Consider the following 19,018-nt stretch of genomic DNA (forward strand, 5'->3'; position numbering starts at 1 on the left):
TGAAGTTAGCAGCCCGATGGGCACGCGGGCGAGAGCTGCGCACGGAGTCCACCCGCACGGGAGTCATCCGAACGGGCAGTCACCACAACGGGGGCGCGCACCCCCACCGGGCGGTGATCGCCGGCCACCCGGATTCCCTCCCTGGCCCGCCCCGACGCCCACCGGGCGATGGGGTGCTCACGCCCCGGCCCGCGGCCGGATCGGTGCGTGCGGTGGCAGGATGGGAGGGTGAGCTCAGTGGAGATCCCCGAGGTGATGGTTCCGGACCTGCCCGACGACGCCAGGCTGCTCGACGTGCGCGAGGACGACGAGTGGGCAGCCGGGCACGCTCCCGGCGCCACGCACATCCCGATGACCGAGTTGGCCGGTCGGCTCGACGAGGTCCCCGAGGGCGACCCGCTGTACGTGATCTGCCGTTCCGGTGGCCGTTCCGCGCGGGTGACCGCGTACCTGAACGGGCAGGGCTGGGACGCGGTCAACGTGGCCGGCGGGATGGGCGTGTGGGCGGCGTCCGGTCGACCGCTCGTCGCCGAGGGCGATGCCACCCCCGAAGTGATCTGACCGGTAGCTCCATGACGTCTCCGCAGGGACGCCCGGGCGGCGGTCACCTCGAGCCGGGCCGCTGTCCGCGGTGCGGGTGGGGGCACCCCGCCGGGCCGACGACCTGCCTGAACTGTGGAACACCGCTGCCCCGGCTCCGCTGGGTCGCCCACCCCCCGCCGCTCCGCGAGTCGGCGCCCCGGCCGGCAGCACGACGACGGCGCTACAGCGGGCCGCCCGGCTACGGTCCCTACCCACCGCGGTGGGGTTTCCCGGCCGCGGTCTGGGTGCCCGCCCCGGGAGAGGCTGCGCCCGCCGCCCCGTCCGTCCGGCGACTGCGGTTCGCCGCCGTTATGGCGGTGACCACCGCCGTTCTCGCCGTGATCGCCGCCGGCGCCGAGGCCTGGCGGTTCGCCCTGCTGCTCGCCGGCCGGACCCAGGTGCTGTCCGGTTCGGTCGTCCGGGTGAACGACGCCCTGGTCACCTCGGCCGGCCTGGTGCTGCTGGTCGCCGCGGTCGCCACCGCCGTGGCCGCCGTCCCCGTCCTGGTCCGGCTGCACGGCGACGCCGCCCGGCGGTCCGGTCGACTCCCGTCACGACGCCCCGGCGAAGTGGCCGGGTGGCTGTTAGCTCCCGTCGCCAATCTCTACGGGGCCGGGGTGATCGTCGGCGAGATCGATGCTCGACTCATCGTGCGGGCGGCCGATCCGGAGCCACCCGGCGGTGCCCGCCCGTCCCGCCTGGTGTCGGTCTGGTGGGCCGCGTGGGTGCTGAACGGCGTTCTCGTCCTCGCCGCGCTCGTCCGTGGCTCCGCGGGCAGCCTCCAGGCCGTCGCCGACACGGTGGAGCTGCACGTCGCGGTGGACCTGACCGCCGCCCTGGTCGCCGGACTCGGCGCCGCCGTGCTCGGCCGCTTCGCCCGACTGCTCACTCCGGCCGGCCCGCCCCATCCCGGATGGCGCGTCGCGGATCCGGCGCCGACCCGCGCCGCGGCCGTCACGGCCGGCTCGCCGCGGGTCGCACCTCCAGCGATCGTCCACCCGTCCGTCGACCACCCCGTCGGCGAGGGCGGTCCGGCGGGCCCACGGCCCGGACCCGTCCCCGCTGTCGGTGCACCCGGGGCCCCCTGAGCGGTCCGTTACCGTGGGGCAGGTGTCCAAGAAGACTGCGCGCCGTGCGGCCGCCTCCCCGGCGGGTTCCGCCACCCTGACGGCCGAGAGCCCCCGTCGTCCCTGTCCCTGCGGGTCCGGCCGCCGGTACAAGGCCTGCCACGGCGGGTCCGATCCGGCCGATCTCATCGTGTCCCGTCCGTTCGCCGGCCTGGCCGCCGAGACCGAGCTGATCGCCCTGCGCGAGTTCGTGCCGTCCGCGACCGCCCCGCTCACCCTGCGGGCCGCCGCGGCGTCGGCTGATGACGCCGCCGCGCCGGACGGTGCCGGCACGCTTCCCACGCCGTCGGTCACCCTGGCCACCGTGCTGCCCGGTGCTGCCGCCGCCCTCACCCGCTCGGACGGTTCGGTGCTGCTGGGTCTGCAGGTGCAGACCCACTCCGGCGACCTGGCCCGTGACCTCGCCACCGCCCTGGAATGGGCGCTGGCCGCCGAGCCGTCGTCCGTCCTGGCCGTGGTCGGCCGGGCCACCCTCGGACCGCGGTGGGCCGATCTGGTGGTGGACGAGCCGTTGCAGGTCACCGTGCACGAGGACTTCGGCTGGTGGCTGGAGAGCGATCCGGAGCCCGGCAGCGAGGTGGCCGCGTCGCTCGAGCGGGCCAACGGCGCCGTGATGCCGAGCGCCAAGATCGCCGACCTCCCCGGCGCGTACTGGGTGGACACCGGCGACAAGGCGCATCTGCGCTGGGTCCGGCCCGAGGACGAGCAGACCCTGATGGCGGCACTGGCCCGGGTGGCCGCCGCCGGCGAGCTCGACCTGGGCGAGGGCACCCGGTACGTCGGGTCGTTCCGCGCCCACGGCTGCCTGGTCCCGGTGTGGGACCTCGACCGAGACGCGCACCCGTCGGAGTGGACCGAGCCGGTCCGCGCCTTCGCGGCACGCCTGGAGGTCGCCCTCGCCTCGGACGAACCGCTCACCGACGCCCAGCGGCGGGCCCGCGACGGCATCCTCGGGCGGCAGTTCACGCTGCGCTGATCGGTCACCGGTCCGGGCGCGGGTCGGTCGGTCCGGGGGTGTCGCTCTAGGCTCCCGAGGATGACCGACCCCGCCGGCTGGACCGCCGCCCATCTCGCCGACCGCGTCACGGACCTGCGTCAGGTCGCCCGCGCCGACGAGTACACCCTGGCCGACGGCGGCCGGCGGATCCGGCTGAGCGCCGCACGGGGATTCGACGTCGAGATCCTGCCGGACCGCGGGTTCGACCTCGGTGCAGTCGCCTACGACGGGGTGCCGCTGGGGTTCTGCACCCCGGCGATCCGCACCCCGGCCGTGCCGGACGGATCCGACGAGCAGTTCGCCCGCCGGTTCGGCGCCGGCCTGCTCACCACCTGCGGGCTGGACAGCTACGGACTGCCCACGCAGGACGCCGGTCAGCACCTCCCGCAGCACGGTCGCGCCGCCGACCTGTCCGCCCACGAGGTGGCGGTGCGGACGGAATGGGTGGACGGGGCCTACCGGCTCACCGCGTCCGGCCGGATGCGCCAGTGGCGGCTGGTGGGCGAGGACCTCGACTGGCGGCGCACCGTCTCGATCGACCTCGGTGGTGACACGCTCGTCATCACCGATGCGGTGACCAACCAGGGGCGCACCCGGTGGCCGCACATGATGCTGTACCACCTCAACCTCGGCTTTCCGATGCTCGACGGGACGAGCACCATCGAGGTCTCCCGGCCGGGGCCGCCGGAGGAGCCGACACCGCGCGACGAGACCGCCCGCGGCGGCCTGGGCACCTGGTCGCGGTTCCCGGAGCCGCTGCCCGGCGAGCCCGAGCAGGTGTTCCGGCACGACCTGCCCACCGACCGCCCCGGCGAGGTCACCGTCACCACCCCGTCCATCGGCCGCGCCCTGACCGTGCAGGTCGACCCGGCCCAGTTGCCGTACGTGTTCCAGTGGCGCTCCGCCCGGGCCGGTCTCTACGCCCTGGGCATCGAACCGGGCAACGTGCCGACCATGGACGGCCGCGCGGTCGCCCGCGCCGCGGGAGTGCTGCCGTACCTGGAGCCGGGGGAGCGGGCCGACTACCGGGTCGGGGTCCGGATCACCCCGGCGGGCTGAGCGGGCGCGATCACGGCAGCCAGCTGACGTGGTTCTTCAGCAGCGCGTACCCGACGAACGAGACCACGTCGAGCAGGGTGTGCGCGATGACCAGCGGCCAGATGCGGCCCCACCGGCGGTAGGCGTAGCCGAACACCACGCCCATGATCGCGTTGCCGAGGAAGCCGCCGAACCCCTGGTAGAGGTGGTAGCTGCCGCGCAGCACGGCACTGCTCGCGATGGCCACCCAGGGGCGGACGCCCAGCTGGTCCAGGCGGGTCAGCAGGTATCCGACGACGAGGATCTCCTCCAGGAAACCGTTCTCGAAGGCGGTGAAGACGAGTACCGGGATGCGCCACCAGGTGTCGTCCAGGGTGGTGACCGCGACGGTCAGGTTGATGCCGATGGCCACGGCGACGAGATAGAAGGCCAGACCCGGGATTCCGATCGCGGCGGCCAGTCCCACCCCGGCCAGCGCATCCTTCCCCGGGCGGGTGCGGTCCAGGCCGAGCCGGGTCCGCAGGTTCACCCCGGCCCGCCAGAGCAGGTACAGCCCGAGCCCGCCCCAGGCCACACCGCGGACGACCAGCGCCAGTTGGATGAACAGGTCCAGCAGCGGGACCTCGGCCCGCTGCACCACGATCGAGACGCTCTGCTGGGCGAGCGGCTGCTCCTTCTGCAGCGAGTCGATCAGCTGCAGCAGGGCCAGGATCCCGCTGCTGCCCAGGGTGACCAGGAAGACCAGGGCGATCTCGATGCGGATCGACCGGGCGGTCTCCGGACGCGGGGTCAGCGCCCCGGGCGGCGCGGGGGAGGGTGGGCTCGTCATGGCGACCACCAGGGTAGGCGCGGGCCCGTGTGAGCCGGATGGGAACGGCCGGGGCGGTGGGCAGGGCCGGTCCCCTTCCCGCGCCCCCGTCCGAGCGGCGGGCGACAGCGGCGTCACGGACGCTGACTAGGGTGGGCCGGGTGACGAGCACGGTGCGCTGGGCCTATCTCGGGCCCGAGGGCACCTTCACCGAGCAGGCCGCCTGCGAGCTGGCGTCCACCCTCCCCGAGCCTCCCGAGCTGGTCTCCGCCGCCGGTGTCTCGGCCGCTCTGGCCGCCCTGCGATCCGGTGAGGTGGAGGCCGCGTGCGTCCCCCTGGAGAGCTCCGTCGAGGGCGCCGTCCCCCTCACCCAGGACGAGCTGATCCACGGCGCGCCGTTGATGATCGTGGCTGAGGCCTACGTGCCGGTGACCTTCGACCTGCTCGTCCGCGCCGGCACCTCGCTGGACGACGTCCGCACCGTCGGGGCCCATCCGCACGGACTCGCCCAGATCCGGGGGTGGCTCGCCGACCGGCTTCCCGCGGCACAGACGGTGGTGCACGCGTCGAACGCCGCGGCCGCCGCCGCGGTGGCCGCCGGCGAGCTCGACGCCGCCGCCGCCGCACCCGTCGCGGCCGACACCTACGGACTGATCGCCGCGGCCCGGGACATCGGTGACGTGCGTGACGCGGTCACCCGGTTCGTGCTGCTGCGGCGCCCCGGGCCGCCGCCCGCCCCGACCGGCAACGACCGCACGTCGATGATGCTGTCCGTCGACAACGAACCCGGAGCCCTGCTGGCCGTACTCAGCGAATTCGCCACCCGCGGCGTCAACCTCACGCGGCTGGAGTCCCGTCCCACCCGGAACGGCCTGGGGGACTACGTGTTCCTGGTCGACGCCGAGGGGCACATCGCCGATCCGGCGCTGGCCGACGTGGCCGCCGCGCTCACCCGCCGCGGTGCCCTCCCGCGCCTGCTGGGTTCCTATGCCCGCCGCTCCGGGGCCGCGGCCCCCGCGGCGCGCTACGCCACGGACTCCGCCTACGCCGCTGCCGCCCGCACGGTGGCGCAGTGGCAGAACGGAGCCTGGTCATGACCCGCCTGCTGCTCATCCGGCACGGCCAGACGCCGGGCAACGTCGCCGGTCAGCTCGACACCGAGGTCCCCGGCCCGCCGCTCACCGAGCTGGGCGTCGAGCAGGCCGAGGCCGTCGCGGAGGTCCTGGGCCGCGAGCTGATCACCTCGCTCCATGCGTCCTCCCAGCTGCGGGCCCAGCAGACGGCCGCGCCGCTGGCCCGGGTCCACGGTCTGCCGGTGCTCGTCGACGACGACCTGCGGGAGGTCTCCGCCGGCGACTGGGTCATGCGCAGCGACGACGAGGCCGTGCAGGGTTATCTCGACGTGCTGCACACCTGGATGACCGGCGACCACGAGCGGCGCATGCCCGGCGGCCCCAGCGGGACCGAGTTCCTGGCCCGGTACGACGCCGCGGTGCGTCGGGTGACCGCGGGGACGGCACCGGGGGACACGGTCGCCGTGGTCAGCCACGGCGCGGCGATCCGGGTGTGGGCCACGGTGCGTGGACTCAACGTGGACGCCGACTTCGGCATCCGGAACCGGTTGCCCAACACCGGGGTGGTCGCCCTGGAGGCCGACCCGGCCGGCGGCTGGATGATCGACACCTGGCTCGGGCAGCCGCTCGGCGGCCCGGCGGTGGACGACCCGGACGGCGAGGGCCCGGCGGGCGAACCGTCCACCGACCCGTTCTGAGGGCCCCTCACACCGGGAACGGACGCGCCCCCGATCTGCGGACGCACCCCCGATCTGCGGACGCGCCCCCGTTGCGTGAACGCGCCTGCGATCAGAGGACGCGCTCCCGTTGTGTGAACGCGCCTGCGATCTGCGGACGCGCCCCCGTTGCGTGAACGCGCCTGCGATCAGAGGGTCGAACGACAAGTCCGGGCGCGTGTGATCCTGCCGCCCGGACGGCCCCGACCGGGGGACCCGTCAGTCCAGTTCGGCGGCCCAGGGCGGGTTCGCCCCGGCGCGTGAGCAGTTGATCGCCGAGACGCGCGAGGCGAAGGTGAGCGCGGCGGTCAGGCCTTCGAGGTCCAGCCGATCGAGCCGCCCGCCCAGGTGCCCGTTCTCGGCCAGGTGGTGCAGCAGCCCGCCCTGGAACGAGTCGCCGGCGCCGACCGTGTCGACCAGGGTGGTCGGGGCGATGGGCACCCGCACCTGTTCCCCGCGCAGCGAGGCCACCGCGCCCTCGGCCCCCAGGCTGACGATGGCCAGCACGACCCCCTGCTGGTGCAGGTGGTCGAGGCAGCGTTCCGGTGTCCAGCCCGGCCAGAGCAGCTCCAGGTCGTCCTCGGACAGCCGCACCAGGTCGGCCAGGCCCACCCACCGGTCGATGTTCTGCCGGTAGTCCTCGACCGGGACGAGCAGCGGCCGCAGGTTGGGGTCCACCGAGGTGGTCATCCGCTCCCGCGCCCGGCCCAGCAGGTCCTCGATGGCGCGTCCCGAGGGCTGCAGGGCCAGGGCCAGCGATCCGGTGTGCACGGCCACCGGGGCGCCGGTGCCGGCCGGGAAGGGGCCGTCGACGACGGGGGCCAGGGTCTCCGGCGTCCACGCCCAGTCGGCGGTGCCCTCCACGTAGAACTCGTAGGACGCCGCACCCGAGGCGTCCAGGCGGGCGATCGCCAGGGAGGCCGCCTCGGTCGCGGTCTCCGCCGCGGACAGGTCGACCTTCGACTCCTCCAGCTTGGCCCGGCACAGCGCGCCGAGGGCGCCGCCGGAGATGCGCGCGCCGAACCGGGCGTGGGTGCCCAGCCGGGACAGGGCCGTCGCGGTGTTCGCCGGCCCGCCGCCCGGGTGGACGGTCAGCCGCGCCACCCCGTCGGAGATCCCGTCGGCGGGCAGGACGGCATCGGCGATGATCTCCCCGATGACGGCGATCGTCGGCATGGTTCTCCTCAACAGGTGGGGCGCATCCGGTGTCGTGTCTGGCCGGACCACGGCGGCACGGGTCCGGGACGAGCCGGCCCGCACCTCGTGGTCCGGTCCGCGGAGCGTAGTGGGGTCGGGGGTGGTCCCGCCGGGCGGCCGGTCCGGGACCGGCCGCGCCTGCCGGGGTCAGCCCCAGCCGAGTTCGTCCAGCCGGTCGTCGTCGATGCCGAAGTGGTGGGCGATCTCGTGGATGACCGTGGTCGCCACCTGCTCGCGGGCGGCCTCCGGGTCGGCCGCGTGGGCCAGGATCGGGGTGCGGTAGATGGTGATGGTGTCCGGCAGGTACCCCGAGTACGACGAGGTCCGTTCGGTCAGGGCCACCCCGTGGTAGAGCCCGTACAGGTTCTCGGTGGGGTGGTGGTCCTCGACCAGGACGACCACGTTGTCCATGGTGGCGGTGAAGCGGTCGGGGATGAGGTCCAGTGCCTCGGAGACCAGGACGTCGAACTCGGCGCGGGTCATGCTGACAGCCATGCATCCATAGTGCCGGGCGCGCGGTGCCCGGCGGGTGAACGGCCGCCCGGAGCGCCCGCCGGCCGGGGTTAGAGTCTGGGCCGTGATCGACCTGCGCATCGTCCGGACCGACCCGGAGGCCGTGCGGGCCTCCCAGCAGGCCCGCGGGGCCGACCCCGCCGTGGTGGACCGGCTGGTGAGCGCCGACGCGGACCGGCGGTCGGCGGTGTCCGCCGCCGATGCCCTGCGCGCCGAGCACAAGGCGTTCGGCCGCACCATCGGCAAGGCCGCCCCGGCCGACCGCCCCGCTCTGCTGGCCCGCGGCAAGGAGATGTCGGTCGCCGTCCGGGAGGCGGAGGCCGCCGAGACCGCCGCCGAGGCCGAACTGGCCGCCGCGCACCGCATCGTCCCCAACATCGTGGCCGGCGGCCCGGCCGGCGGTGAGCAGGACTTCGAGGTCATCCGGCACGTCGGCGAGGTCCCGACGATGGACTTCACCCCCCGCGACCACCTCGATCTCGGCGAGGCGCTGGGCGCGATCGACACCGAACGTGGGGCGAAGGTCTCCGGCGCGCGCTTCTACTTCCTGCGCGGCGTGGGTGCGCAGCTGCAGTGGGCGATGCTCAACCTGGCCGTGGCCAAGGCCGTCGCGCACGGCTTCATCCCGATGATCCCGCCGGTGCTGGTCAAGCCCGAGTCGATGGAGGGCACCGGGTTCCTCGGGGAGCACGCCGACGAGGTGTACCGCTTGGCCGCCGACGACCTGTACCTGGTCGGCACCTCCGAGGTGCCGCTCGCGGCCTACCACTCCGACGAGATCCTCGACCTGGCCGCCGACCCGCAGCGGTACGTCGCCTGGTCCTCCTGCTTCCGGCGGGAGGCCGGCTCCTACGGCAAGGACACCCGCGGCATCATCCGGGTGCACCAGTTCGACAAGGTCGAGATGTTCTCCTACTGCAAGCCGGAGGACGCCGCCGCCGAGCACCTGCGGCTGTTGTCCTTCGAGGAAGAGATGCTCGCCGCCGTCGAGGTGCCCTACCGCGTCATCGACGTCGCCGCCGGCGATCTCGGCACCTCCGCCGCCCGCAAGTACGACTGCGAGGCGTGGGTACCCACCCAGCAGGCCTACCGCGAGCTGACCTCGACCTCGAACTGCACGACGTTCCAGGCCCGCCGCCTCAACGTCCGGTACCGCGACGAGGACGGCAAGCCGCAGACCGCGGCCACCCTCAACGGCACCCTGGCCACCACCCGGTGGCTGGTGGCCATCCTGGAGAACCACCAGCTCCCGGACGGGTCCGTCCGCGTCCCCGAGGCGCTCCGCCCCGGACTCGGCGGCCGCGAGGTGCTCGAGCCCGTGCGCTGACCGGCGCTACTGCGCCGACGGCTTCACGGGCGGCAGAGCCGACGGCTTCACGGGCGGCAGAGCCGACCAGGGGAACGTGATCCACCTGTCCGTCTCCCGCCAGGAGAAATCGGGCTGCACGATGGTCCTGGGCTTGGTGTAGAGCACGGCCGACCGGGCTTCGGCGCCGTGGCCGCGGACCAGATCCATCACCAGGGCCAGGGTGCGCCCGGAGTCGGCCACGTCGTCGACGACGAGCAGGCGCTTGCCGACGATGGCGTTCGTGTCCAGCAACGGCTCGAGCACGATCGGATCCGGCAGGGTCGTCTCGATGTCGGTGTAGAACTCCACGTTCAGCGTGCCCGCCGCCTTCAGGCCCAGGGCGTAGGACAGCGCCCCGGCCGGGACGAGCCCGCCCCGGGCGATGGCCAGCACGATCTCCGCGTCGAACCCGCTGTCGGCGACCTGGTGGGCGAGTTCGCGGGAGGCCTCACCGAACTGGCCCCACCCCAGCACCTCCCGGACGGGTGCGGTCGCGGCGGTCACCGCGGCGTCGTCGGTCACGGGGGTCTCGGGTCGGTCTGCCATCCGGGAAATCTAACCGGTGCACACCCGCCCGGTTCCCGGCCCCGAGTGGGCAGGCGGTGAGCAGATATATCCGCACGGTCATCACGGCGCAACAGTCCGGTCCTAGCCTTCCCTCGTTGGAGTGACCAGCGGACCCGGAGGCACAACGATGACCGACACCCTTGCACCGCAGGGAGGTGCCGCCCCCGACGCCGATCACCCGGCCGGGGTGGGCCTCATCAAGCCCGGGTACGACCCCAGGCTGACCAACGAGGATCTCGCGCCGTTGAAGAAGCAGAACTGGAAGGCGTACAACTTCTTCGCCTTCTGGATGTCCGACGTGCACAGCGTCGGCGGCTACGTCTTCGCCGGCAGCCTGTTCGCCCTGGGTCTGGCCGCCTGGCAGGTGCTGGTCGCGCTGCTCGTCGGCATCGGCATCGTCTACCTGCTCTGCAATCTGGTCGCCCGACCCAGCCAGGCCATCGGCGCCCCCTACCCGGTCGCCTGCCGGGTGCCCTTCGGTGTGCTCGGGGCCAACATCCCGGCCATCATCCGTGGGCTGATCGCGGTGGCCTGGTACGGCATCCAGACCTACCTGGCCTCGGCGTCCCTGGTCATCCTGGCCATCAGCGTGTGGCCGAACCTCGCCCCCTACGGCGACAAGGCCGCCTACGGGTTCGCCGGCCTGTCGCTGCTCGGCTGGATCGGGTTCGCGATCATGTGGGTCGCCCAGGCGCTGGTGTTCTGGCGCGGCATGGAGGCCATCCGCAAGTTCATCGACTTCTGCGGCCCCGCCGTCTACGTCGTCATGTTCCTGCTCTGCGGATACCTGGTGGTCAAGGCCGGCTGGTCGAACATCGATTTCAACCTCGCCGAGGACGGCATCACGCTGACCGGCTGGGCCATCGTGCCGGTGATCATCTCCGCGATCGCGCTGGTCGTCTCCTACTTCTCCGGCCCGATGCTCAACTACGGCGACTTCTCGCGCTACGGCAAGAGTTTCGCCGCGGTCAAGAAGGGCAACTTCCTCGGCCTGCCGGTCAACTTCCTGGTGTTCTCGGTCATCGTGGTGGTCACCGCCGCGGCGACCCGGCCGGTCTACGGCGAGCTCATCATCGACCCGGTCGAGACGGTCGGCCGCCTGGGCAACACCTTCGCCATCGTGCTGGGTGCGTTGACGTTCATGATCGCCACCGTCGGCATCAACATCGTGGCCAACTTCGTCTCGCCGGCCTTCGACTTCTCCAACGTCGCCCCGCAGCGGATCAGCTGGCGGATGGGCGGCATGATCGCGGCCGTCGGTTCCGTCCTGCTCACCCCGTGGAACCTGTTCAACTCGCCCACCACGATGCACTACACGCTGGACATCCTCGGTGCGTTCATCGGGCCGCTGTACGGGGTGCTCATCGCCGACTACTACCTGGTCCGCAAGCGCCAGGTGATCGTCGACGACCTGTACACGATGAGCGAGAAGGGGGCGTACTTCTACACGAAGGGCTACAACCCGATCGCCATCGTCGCCACCGCGGTCGGCGCCGTGGTGGCCCTGCTGCTCGTCTTCCTGGGCACCGCCTACTGGGCGACGTTCAGCTGGTTCCTCGGGGCGGCACTGGGCTTCGTCATCCACGTGGTGCTGAGCCGCCGCGTGAAGCCCACGTCGCCGGCCGATGCGGAGGTCGTCACCCTCTGAGCCGCGCCCCGGCCCGCCGCCCGTCCAGGACGCCCACGCTGCCCGCCGGTTCACCCGGCGGGCAGCCCCGGGTGCGGACCGGCCCCGACGGGACGATCATGGGCGGGCGCGGCACCGGGCGGCGGGGGAGGATCACCGTGGTCGCTGCACCCCGACGATCCGCGTTGCTGGCCCTGCTCGCCCCGGAGCACCCCGGCGGCTCGCAGCAGGCCATCCTGGCCGAGCTGCGGCGGGTGATCCTGTCCGGGGACGTACCGCCGGGCACGCCCATCCCGCTCGACGAGGTGGCCGAACAGTTCGGTGTCAGCCGCATCCCGGTGCGCGAGGCGCTCAAGACGCTGGTCGGGGAGAGCCTGGTCGACCACCGCCCCCGGTCCGGCTACGCCGTCGCCCGGTTGACCCGGGCGGAGTTCGCCGAGCTGTACCTGGTGCGTGGGGTGCTGGAGTCCGCCGCGCTGGCCGCTGCCGTGGGCCGGGCCGGGCCCGCCGACGACGCCGCAGCGCAGGCGGCGCTGCGGGCGATGGACCGGGCCATCGGTGCGGACGACGTGCGGTCCTACCACCGGGAGAGCCGGGTGTTCCACCTGGCGCTGATCCGGCCCGCACACATGCTTCGGCTGCAGACCATGCTCGAATCCGCGTGGAACATGACCGAACCGTTCCGGCCGATGACCCTGCTCTCCGGGGCGCAGCGCACCCACCTGCACGCCGAGCACGCGGAGATGTTCACCGCGTTCGTGGCCCGGGACCGGGCGGCCCTGCTGGAGATCTCCGGACGGCACATGCAGGGGCTGGAGACGGTGCTGGCCGATCTGCCCGACGACACCGGTCCGTTCGACCGCCCGCCGGACAGCAAGCCCGCACCTGGGATGCTGGCCGGGCCGCCCCACCCCGACCCCACCCCGGAGGACGACCCCATGAGCGCCCCGACCCCGCCCGTGATGAGCCTGGCCGAGTTCAACTCCGCCGACCCCGCGACCGTTCGCGAGCTGCTCACCGCCTGCCTGGACGTGCCGAGCTGGGTGGACGCCGTCGCCGCCGGACGGCCCTACCCCGATCGCGTCGCGTTGGACGCCTCGGCCACCGGGCGGACCGCCCTGATCACCTGGGAGGAGGCGGCCGCCGCCCTGGCCCGCCACCCCCGGATCGGCGAGCGCGCCGGCGGGTCCGGTGTCGACGCCGCCTGGTCGGGGAATGAGCAGTCCGGCGTGCAGGCCGGCCAGATCGACGACCTCGCCGCCGGGAACGCCGCCTACGAGGAGCGGTTCGGGCACATCTTCCTGATCTCGGCGGCCGGGCGCAGCGGGGACGAGATCCTGACCGCCCTCCGGGAACGCCTGACCCACACCCCCGAGGAGGAACGGGACGTCGTCCTGGGTGAGCTCGGCCAGATCGGGGCGCTGCGGCTGGACAAGGCGGTCGGGGCGTGAGCGGCACCGTGGAGCGGCTGTCCACCCACGTGCTGGACACCGTCCGGGGCCGGCCGGCCGCGGGGATCCCCGCCGTGCTGGAGGGCGTCGGTCCGGACGGATCGGTCCGGGTGCTCGGCCACGGCAGCACCGACACCGACGGCCGGGTCGGCCGGCTGAACCGGGACCCGCTGCCGGCGGGGGAGTACCGCATCGTGCTGTCCACCGGCGGGTACTTCGCCGCCGAGCACGGCAGCGTCTTCTTCCCGACGATCGCCGTCCAGGTCTTGCTCGACGGCGCCCGGGAGCACTACCACGTGCCCGTCCTGGTCAGCACGTACTCGTACTCCACCTACCTGGGCAGCTGACCGAGCGGGGCAGCGGATCGTTCCGAGCGCTGACGCCCCGGACACCCGCCCGACACACGGCTGCGGCACCATGCGGCACAGGTCGTCGGGACGGGCCCGGCCGATCACGAACGCGGGAGGCGCGCCATGGGCATCGTCCTGGGACCGAACCAGTACGGCAAGGCCGAGGTGCGCATGGTGCACGTCGACCGGAGCACCCCGGTGCACGTGATCACCGACGTCAACGTCACCAGTCAGCTCATCGGGGACTTCTCGTCCACCTTCGCCACGGGTGACAACAGCGCGATCATCGCCACGGACACCCAGAAGAACACCGTCTACGCCCTGGCCCGCACCGGCGGCTTCAGCACCGTCGAGGAGTTCGCGCTGCGCCTGGCCCGGCACTTCGTCGGCCCCTACCCGCAGGTCACCGGCGCGCGGATGGAGATCGAGCAGTACGGGTGGGACCGCATCCACACCCCCGACGGTGCCCACGACCACTCCTTCGTCCGCGGGTCCGCCGAGGTGCGGACGGCGCTGGTCATGAAGGACGGCGACGACGAGCAGGTGATCTCCGGGGTGGCCGGCCTGGTCGTCCTGAAGAGCACCGGCAGCGAGTTCTGGGGCTTCCCGGACGTCCCGTACACCTCGCTGGTCGAGACCACCGACCGCATCATGGCCACCTCGGTCACCGCCCGCTGGCGGTACACCGGTGTCGACGTCGACTGGGACGCCGCCTTCACCGCGATCCGCGCGGTCATGCTGGAGAAGTTCGCGACCGTGCACAGCCTGTCCCTGCAGCAGACGCTCTTCGCGATGGGCGAGGCCGTGCTGACCGCGCACCCCGAGGTCGCCGAGATCCGGTTGTCCATGCCGAACAAGCACCACTTCCTGGTCGACCTGGAGAAGTGGGGCCTGGACAACCCGAACATGGTCTTCTACGCCGCCGACCGCCCGTACGGCCTCATCGAGGCGTCCGTGCTCCGGGACGACGCGCCGCCGGCCCCGACCGCCTGGGACGGCGTGGCCGGCTTCGTCTGATCCGTCCGTCCCCCGCGCCCGGTATATCCGCTGCTTAACGCGTCCTTCACCCGGCGGGGTCGGCACCGGCAACATCCGGGCGGGACCGTCCTGACCCGGAGGGGGCGGACCGACCGCCCCGGTCGGGTCGAGGGGGTCGTCATGGGATTCAGGCGCAGGATGGGCGCGGACGGCAGGCCGCTGGAGTCCGTCGACGAGCTGCCCGGCTGGCGGCAGCTCATCCCGCTCGGCCTGCAGCACGTCCTGGCCATGTACGCCGGGGCCGTGGCCGTTCCCCTGGTCGTCGGCGGGGCGCTGATCGCCGCCGGCAAGCTGAACCCGGACGACCTCGGCTACCTGGTCACCGCCGACCTGTTCGTCGCGGGCATCGCCACCCTGATCCAGTCCATCGGGTTCAAGTGGTTCGGCGTGCGGCTCCCGCTCATGCAGGGCTGCACCTTTGCGGCGGTGGCGCCGATGATCGTCATCGGGTCCACCTACGGCGTGGCCGCCATCTACGGGTCGGTCATTGCCTCGGGCGTGTTCATGATGCTGATGGCCCCGCTGTTCGCCAGGCTCGTGCGCTTCTTCCCGCCGCTGGTGACGGGCACCGTCATCCTCATCATCGGCCTGTCGCTGATGGGCGTGGCCGCGAACTGGGCCGCCGGCGGCATCGTGACCGAGGACGGGGCCGAACCGGCCGGTGTCGCACTGGCCGCCGGGGTCCTGCTGTTCATCGTGCTCATCGAACGGTTCGGTCCGCCCGTGCTGGCCCGCATCTCCATCCTGCTGGGCATCGTGGTGGGCACCCTGGTCGCCATCCCCTTCGGCCAGGCGCACTGGACCAAGGTGGGCTCGGCCGACTGGGTCGGCGTCACCACCCCGTTCCACTTCGGCTTCCCGATCTTCGAGGTCTCCGCCATCGTCTCGATGTGCATCGTTGCGCTGGTGATCATGACCGAGACCACCGGCGACATCCTGGCCATCGGCGAGATCGTGGACGTGCGGATCGACGGCGGCCGGCTGGCCGACGGCCTGCGCGCGGACGGCCTGTCCACCGTGCTCGGCGGGGTGTTCAACACCTTCCCGTACACCGCGTTCGCCCAGAACGTCGGCCTGGTCTCGATCACCGGGGTGCGCAGCCGGTTCGTCGCGACGTTCGCCGGCGGCGTCCTGCTGATCCTCGGGCTCACCCCCAAGATGGGCGCGCTCGTCGAGGGCATCCCGCAGCCGGTGCTCGGTGGCGCCGGCATCGCCCTGTTCGGCATGGTCGCGGCCAGCGGGGTGCGCACGTTGTCCACCGTGAAGTTCAACAACCGCAACATCCTGGTGGTGGCGATCGCGCTGGGTATCGCCATGATCCCGGTCGTCCGCGACGACTTCTACAACGCCTTCCCGACCTGGTTCAAGACGATCTTCCACTCCGGCATCAGCGCCGGCGCCATCGTCGCGATCCTGCTCAACCTGCTGCTGAACTCCGACAAGCAGCGCAAGCAGCTCGAGAACGAACCGCTCGCGGCCTACGACGCCGTGCGGGAATCCCCCCAGGTGGAGCCACGGGGCGAGGCCGCACGCATGCCGCAGCACTGACCCGGGTCGGTCCGGGTCGACACCGACCCGGACCGGCTCGTCCTGCCGGTCAGCCCCGGCCGGACAGCACGCAGAACTCGTTGCCCTCCGGATCGGCCAGCACCGTCCACGACGGGTCGCCCTGGCCGACGTCCACCCGGCGGGCGCCCAGTTCCAGCAGCCGGGCGACCTCGGCGGCCTGGTCGTCCGGCCGGAAGTCCAGGTGCAGCCGGTTCTTCACCGTCTTGCCCTCGGGTACGCGGATGAACAGCAGGCCGGGCAGCTGGTCCGGAGCCGGGCGGATCTCGCAGAGGTCCTCCGGATCGTCGGCGCCGGCGGTGTCGGCCGGATCGGTCACGTCGACCCAGCCCAGTGCGGTGGCCCACCACCGGGCGAGGCCGACCGGGTCACGGGCGTCGATGTTCACCTGTTCCAGGATCAGCGGCATGGCGGCATCGTAGGAAGTCGCCGGTAGGACGGGAAGGGAATTCCGGCCGGGCGTCATCTGGCGGTAACCCGGCTCGCGCAGACTGCCCGGGCAGTGCGGGAGGCGATGCCCTAGCGTGCTGCTGACGTGATCGGCCGCGGTGCCCTCCGGGGACGGCGGCGCAGGCCCGGACGCGCCGGGTCGTGGGCGAGAAGAGGCGGCACGTGCACCTGACCCCGTCGGACACCGAGAAGCTGTTGCTCTCCGTGGCGGGCATGGTCGCCCGCGACCGCCTCGACCGCGGTGTGAAGCTGAACTACCCGGAAACCGTTGCCCTGCTGACCACCTGGGTCATCGAGCGGGCGCGGGACGGCCGCACGGTCGCCGATCTGATGGAGGCCGGTCGCGAGGTGCTGACCCGCGAGCAGGTGATGGACGGGGTCGCCGAGATGCTCCCCGACGTCCAGGTGGAGGCCACCTTCCCCGACGGTCGCAAGCTCGTCACCATCCACCACCCGATCGCCTGAGAGGCCGGACATGGCAGGCACTTCCGCCCAGGGACCGGGCGCCGTCCGCGTCGCCGAGGGCACCATCGAGCTGAACGCCGGGCGCACCGCCGCCGAGCGCATCGAGCTCACCATCACCAACACCGGCGACCGCCCCGTGCAGATCGGCTCGCACCTGCACCTGCCGGACGCCAACACCGCGCTGGACTTCGACCGCGACGCCGCGCACGGCTTCCGCCTCGACATCCCCTCGGGCACCTCCCGCCGGTTCGAGCCGGGTGCCTCCCGGACCATCGACGCGGTGGCTCTGCAGGGGGCCCGCCGGGTACCCGGCGGACAGCTGAAGACCGCCGAGCAGATCGACCTGGACGGAGCCTCCTGATGGTGCAGATCTCCCGGGCCGAGTACGCGGCCCTCTACGGCCCCACCGTCGGCGACCAGGTCCGCCTGGGCGACACCGATCTGTGGATCGAGATCGAGCAGGACCTCACCGCGGGCGGTGAGGAGGCCGTGTTCGGCGGCGGCAAGTCCATCCGCGAGTCCATGGCGCAGGGCGAGACCTCCCGCGCCGACGGCGCGCTGGACACCGTCATCACCAATGCGATCGTGCTCGACCACTGGGGCATCGTCCGCGCCGACGTCGGGATCCGGGACGGCCGGATCGTCGCGCTCGGCCGTTCCGGCAACCCGGACATCGCCGACGGCGTGCACCCCGATCTGGTCATCGGACCGGGCACCGATGTCATCTCCGGCGAGGGCAAGATCCTCACCGCGGGCGGCATCGACACCCACGTGCACCTGATCTCCCCGTCGCAGATCGTCGAGGCGCTGGCCACCGGGCTGACCACGTTGGGCGGCGGTGGCACCGGGCCGAGCGAGGGCACCAAGGCCACCACCGTCACCCCGGGGGCCTGGCACCTGCGGCAGATCCACCGGTCCATCGACCCGTACCCGATCAACCTGCTGCTGCTCGGCAAGGGCAACACCACCTCGGTGGCGGGCCTGGCCGAGCAGGCGTTGGCCGGCGCGGGCGGGTTCAAGGTGCACGAGGACTGGGGTTCCACCCCGGCCGCGGTCGACGCGGCGCTGCGTGCGGCCGACGACTGGGGCCTGCAGGTCGCCCTGCACTCGGACTCGCTGAACGAGGCCGGCTACGTCGCCTCCACCATCGACGCCATCGCCGGACGTTCCATCAGCGCGTTCCACGTGGAGGGGGCCGGCGGCGGGCACGCGCCGGACATCCTCACGCTGGCCGGCCTGGCCCACGTCATCCCCGGGTCGACCAATCCGACGCTGCCGCACACCGTCAACACGGTGGACGAGCACCTGGACATGCTGATGGTGTGCCACCACCTGAACCCGGCGGTCCCCGAGGATCTGGCGTTCGCCGAGTCCCGCATCCGGGCGACGACCATCGCGGCCGAGGACATCCTGCACGACATGGGCGCCATCTCGCTGACCTCCTCCGACGCCCAGGCGATGGGCCGGATCGGTGAGGTCATCGCCCGGACCTGGCAGGTGGCGCACGTCATGAAGGCACGCCGGGGCGATATCGGCGGCGGGCTGCCGGCGGACAACTTCCGGGCCCGGCGGTACATCGCCAAGTACACGATCAACCCGGCCATCGCCCACGGCCTGGACGACGAGATCGGGTCGGTGGAGGCCGGCAAGATGGCCGACCTCGTGCTGTGGGAGCCGAAGTTCTTCGGCATCCGGCCGTCCGTGGTCATCAAGGGCGGCGGCCTGGTCTGGGGCGCGCTCGGTGACCCGAACGCCTCCATCCCCACCCCGCAGCCGGTGCTGATGCGCCCGGCGCTCACCGCGGACGTGGGCGCCGACCTGTCCGTGTCCTTCGTCGCTCCGCGGGCCCTGGAGGACGGGCTCGCCGACCGGCTCGGGCTCCGCCGGAAGCTCGTCGGGGTCAAGCCCACCCGCGACGTCGGCAAGGCGCAGATGATCAACAACGACGCGCTGCCCCGCATCGACATCGATCCGGAGACGTTCGCGATCGACGTGGACGGCGAACGGGTCGAGCCGGCGCCGGCCTCGGTGCTGCCGCTCGCCCAGCTCTACTCGATGTTCTGACCGGGCCACCGGGCCCCGGGGGCGTCACCTACCCTGGGCCC

19 protein-coding genes and 2 pseudogenes are annotated in these 19,018 nt (G+C 72.7%); 16 read left to right on the forward strand and 5 right to left on the reverse strand.

Going from position 1 to position 19,018, the window contains the following annotated elements; translation table 11 throughout:
• Positions 1-228 precede the first annotated feature (228 nt).
• From J2S58_RS14840 to J2S58_RS14855, 4 genes are all read left to right on the forward strand, one after another.
• Positions 229-561 carry a rhodanese-like domain-containing protein gene (locus J2S58_RS14840; protein WP_205257902.1) on the forward strand — a complete coding sequence of 111 codons (333 nt, stop codon included), beginning with the start codon at positions 229-231 and terminating at the stop codon, positions 559-561.
• Between the two features lie 338 nt (positions 562-899).
• Positions 900-1,670, forward strand: a complete 771-nt coding sequence (locus J2S58_RS14845) for a DUF4328 domain-containing protein (protein WP_205257903.1) — start codon at positions 900-902, stop codon at positions 1,668-1,670.
• 22 nt (positions 1,671-1,692) lie between these two features.
• Positions 1,693-2,685 (forward strand): DUF5926 family protein, encoded by a 993-nt coding sequence (locus J2S58_RS14850; RefSeq protein WP_306828742.1) that lies wholly within the window; start codon positions 1,693-1,695, stop codon positions 2,683-2,685.
• A 60-nt stretch (positions 2,686-2,745) separates the two neighbouring features.
• Positions 2,746-3,765, forward strand: coding sequence for a DUF4432 family protein (locus J2S58_RS14855; protein ID WP_205257904.1), 1,020 nt, complete (start codon positions 2,746-2,748; stop codon positions 3,763-3,765).
• Positions 3,766-3,775: 10 nt separating this feature from the next.
• Here J2S58_RS14855 and J2S58_RS14860 read toward each other — a convergent pair whose 3' ends face one another.
• Complete coding sequence (locus J2S58_RS14860) at positions 3,776-4,573, reverse strand: CPBP family intramembrane glutamic endopeptidase (RefSeq protein ID WP_205257905.1); 798 nt, start codon at positions 4,571-4,573, stop codon at positions 3,776-3,778.
• Positions 4,574-4,704: 131 nt separating this feature from the next.
• Here J2S58_RS14860 and pheA point away from each other — a divergent pair, with 131 nt between their 5' ends.
• Complete coding sequence (gene pheA, locus J2S58_RS14865; RefSeq protein WP_205257906.1) at positions 4,705-5,649, forward strand: prephenate dehydratase; 945 nt, start codon at positions 4,705-4,707, stop codon at positions 5,647-5,649.
• Complete coding sequence (locus J2S58_RS14870) at positions 5,646-6,323, forward strand: histidine phosphatase family protein (protein ID WP_205257907.1); 678 nt, start codon at positions 5,646-5,648, stop codon at positions 6,321-6,323. Before pheA ends, J2S58_RS14870 begins: the two co-directional genes overlap by 4 nt.
• 237 nt (positions 6,324-6,560) lie before the next feature.
• Here the strand turns inward: J2S58_RS14870 and J2S58_RS14875 are convergent, their stop codons facing one another.
• Together J2S58_RS14875 and J2S58_RS14880 are read right to left on the reverse strand one after the other, a co-directional pair.
• Entirely contained in the window at positions 6,561-7,517 is a 957-nt protein-coding gene (locus J2S58_RS14875) for a carbohydrate kinase family protein (protein ID WP_205257908.1), read from the reverse strand.
• Between the two features lie 168 nt (positions 7,518-7,685).
• Positions 7,686-8,033, reverse strand: a complete 348-nt coding sequence (locus J2S58_RS14880; protein WP_205257909.1) for a metallopeptidase family protein — start codon at positions 8,031-8,033, stop codon at positions 7,686-7,688.
• Positions 8,034-8,115: 82 nt separating this feature from the next.
• Between J2S58_RS14880 and serS the strand changes: the two genes are divergently transcribed.
• Entirely contained in the window at positions 8,116-9,378 is a 1,263-nt protein-coding gene (serS, locus tag J2S58_RS14885; protein WP_205257910.1) for a serine--tRNA ligase, read from the forward strand.
• A 6-nt stretch (positions 9,379-9,384) separates the two neighbouring features.
• Here serS and J2S58_RS14890 read toward each other — a convergent pair whose 3' ends face one another.
• Positions 9,385-9,945 (reverse strand): phosphoribosyltransferase, encoded by a 561-nt coding sequence (locus J2S58_RS14890; RefSeq protein WP_205257911.1) that lies wholly within the window; start codon positions 9,943-9,945, stop codon positions 9,385-9,387.
• Between the two features lie 148 nt (positions 9,946-10,093).
• On the opposite strand from J2S58_RS14890, the gene J2S58_RS14895 reads away from it, so the two are divergent.
• The 6 genes and pseudogenes from J2S58_RS14895 (at position 10,094) to J2S58_RS14915 (ending at position 15,980) form a co-directional block, all read left to right on the forward strand.
• Positions 10,094-11,614 (forward strand): NCS1 family nucleobase:cation symporter-1, encoded by a 1,521-nt coding sequence (locus J2S58_RS14895; RefSeq protein ID WP_205257912.1) that lies wholly within the window; start codon positions 10,094-10,096, stop codon positions 11,612-11,614.
• Positions 11,615-11,712: 98 nt separating this feature from the next.
• A pseudogene (locus tag J2S58_RS19225) lies at positions 11,713-12,462 on the forward strand (GntR family transcriptional regulator); the annotation flags it as partial.
• Between the two features lie 93 nt (positions 12,463-12,555).
• Positions 12,556-13,044: pseudogene (uraD, locus tag J2S58_RS19230) on the forward strand (2-oxo-4-hydroxy-4-carboxy-5-ureidoimidazoline decarboxylase); the annotation flags it as partial.
• Entirely contained in the window at positions 13,041-13,391 is a 351-nt protein-coding gene (gene uraH / locus J2S58_RS14905; protein WP_205257913.1) for a hydroxyisourate hydrolase, read from the forward strand. The pseudogene uraD and the gene uraH, both read left to right, overlap by 4 nt.
• Positions 13,392-13,517: 126 nt before the next feature.
• Entirely contained in the window at positions 13,518-14,411 is an 894-nt protein-coding gene (gene pucL, locus J2S58_RS14910) for a factor-independent urate hydroxylase (protein WP_205257914.1), read from the forward strand.
• Positions 14,412-14,552: 141 nt separating this feature from the next.
• On the forward strand, positions 14,553-15,980 hold the full coding sequence (locus tag J2S58_RS14915; protein WP_205257915.1) for a nucleobase:cation symporter-2 family protein: 1,428 nt from the start codon (positions 14,553-14,555) through the stop codon (positions 15,978-15,980).
• A 49-nt stretch (positions 15,981-16,029) separates the two neighbouring features.
• Here the strand turns inward: J2S58_RS14915 and J2S58_RS14920 are convergent, their stop codons facing one another.
• The gene (locus tag J2S58_RS14920; protein WP_205257916.1) at positions 16,030-16,407 is read right to left on the reverse strand and encodes a VOC family protein; all 378 of its coding nucleotides are present in this window, start codon (positions 16,405-16,407) and stop codon (positions 16,030-16,032) included.
• A gap of 203 nt (positions 16,408-16,610) precedes the next feature.
• Between J2S58_RS14920 and J2S58_RS14925 the strand changes: the two genes are divergently transcribed.
• The 3 genes from J2S58_RS14925 to J2S58_RS14935 are packed head-to-tail and all read left to right on the forward strand — an operon-like array spanning position 16,611 to position 18,977.
• Entirely contained in the window at positions 16,611-16,913 is a 303-nt protein-coding gene (locus J2S58_RS14925; protein ID WP_205257972.1) for an urease subunit gamma, read from the forward strand.
• 10 nt (positions 16,914-16,923) lie between these two features.
• On the forward strand, positions 16,924-17,274 hold the full coding sequence (ureB, locus tag J2S58_RS14930; RefSeq protein ID WP_205257917.1) for an urease subunit beta: 351 nt from the start codon (positions 16,924-16,926) through the stop codon (positions 17,272-17,274).
• The gene (locus tag J2S58_RS14935) at positions 17,274-18,977 is read left to right on the forward strand and encodes an urease subunit alpha (protein ID WP_240189246.1); all 1,704 of its coding nucleotides are present in this window, start codon (positions 17,274-17,276) and stop codon (positions 18,975-18,977) included. Before ureB ends, J2S58_RS14935 begins: the two co-directional genes overlap by 1 nt.
• Positions 18,978-19,018 lie beyond the last annotated feature (41 nt).

Origin of the sequence: Nakamurella flavida, from assembly GCF_030811475.1 — a bacterium.
In the GTDB taxonomy this organism is placed as follows: Bacteria; Actinomycetota; Actinomycetes; order Mycobacteriales; family Nakamurellaceae; genus Nakamurella; species Nakamurella flavida.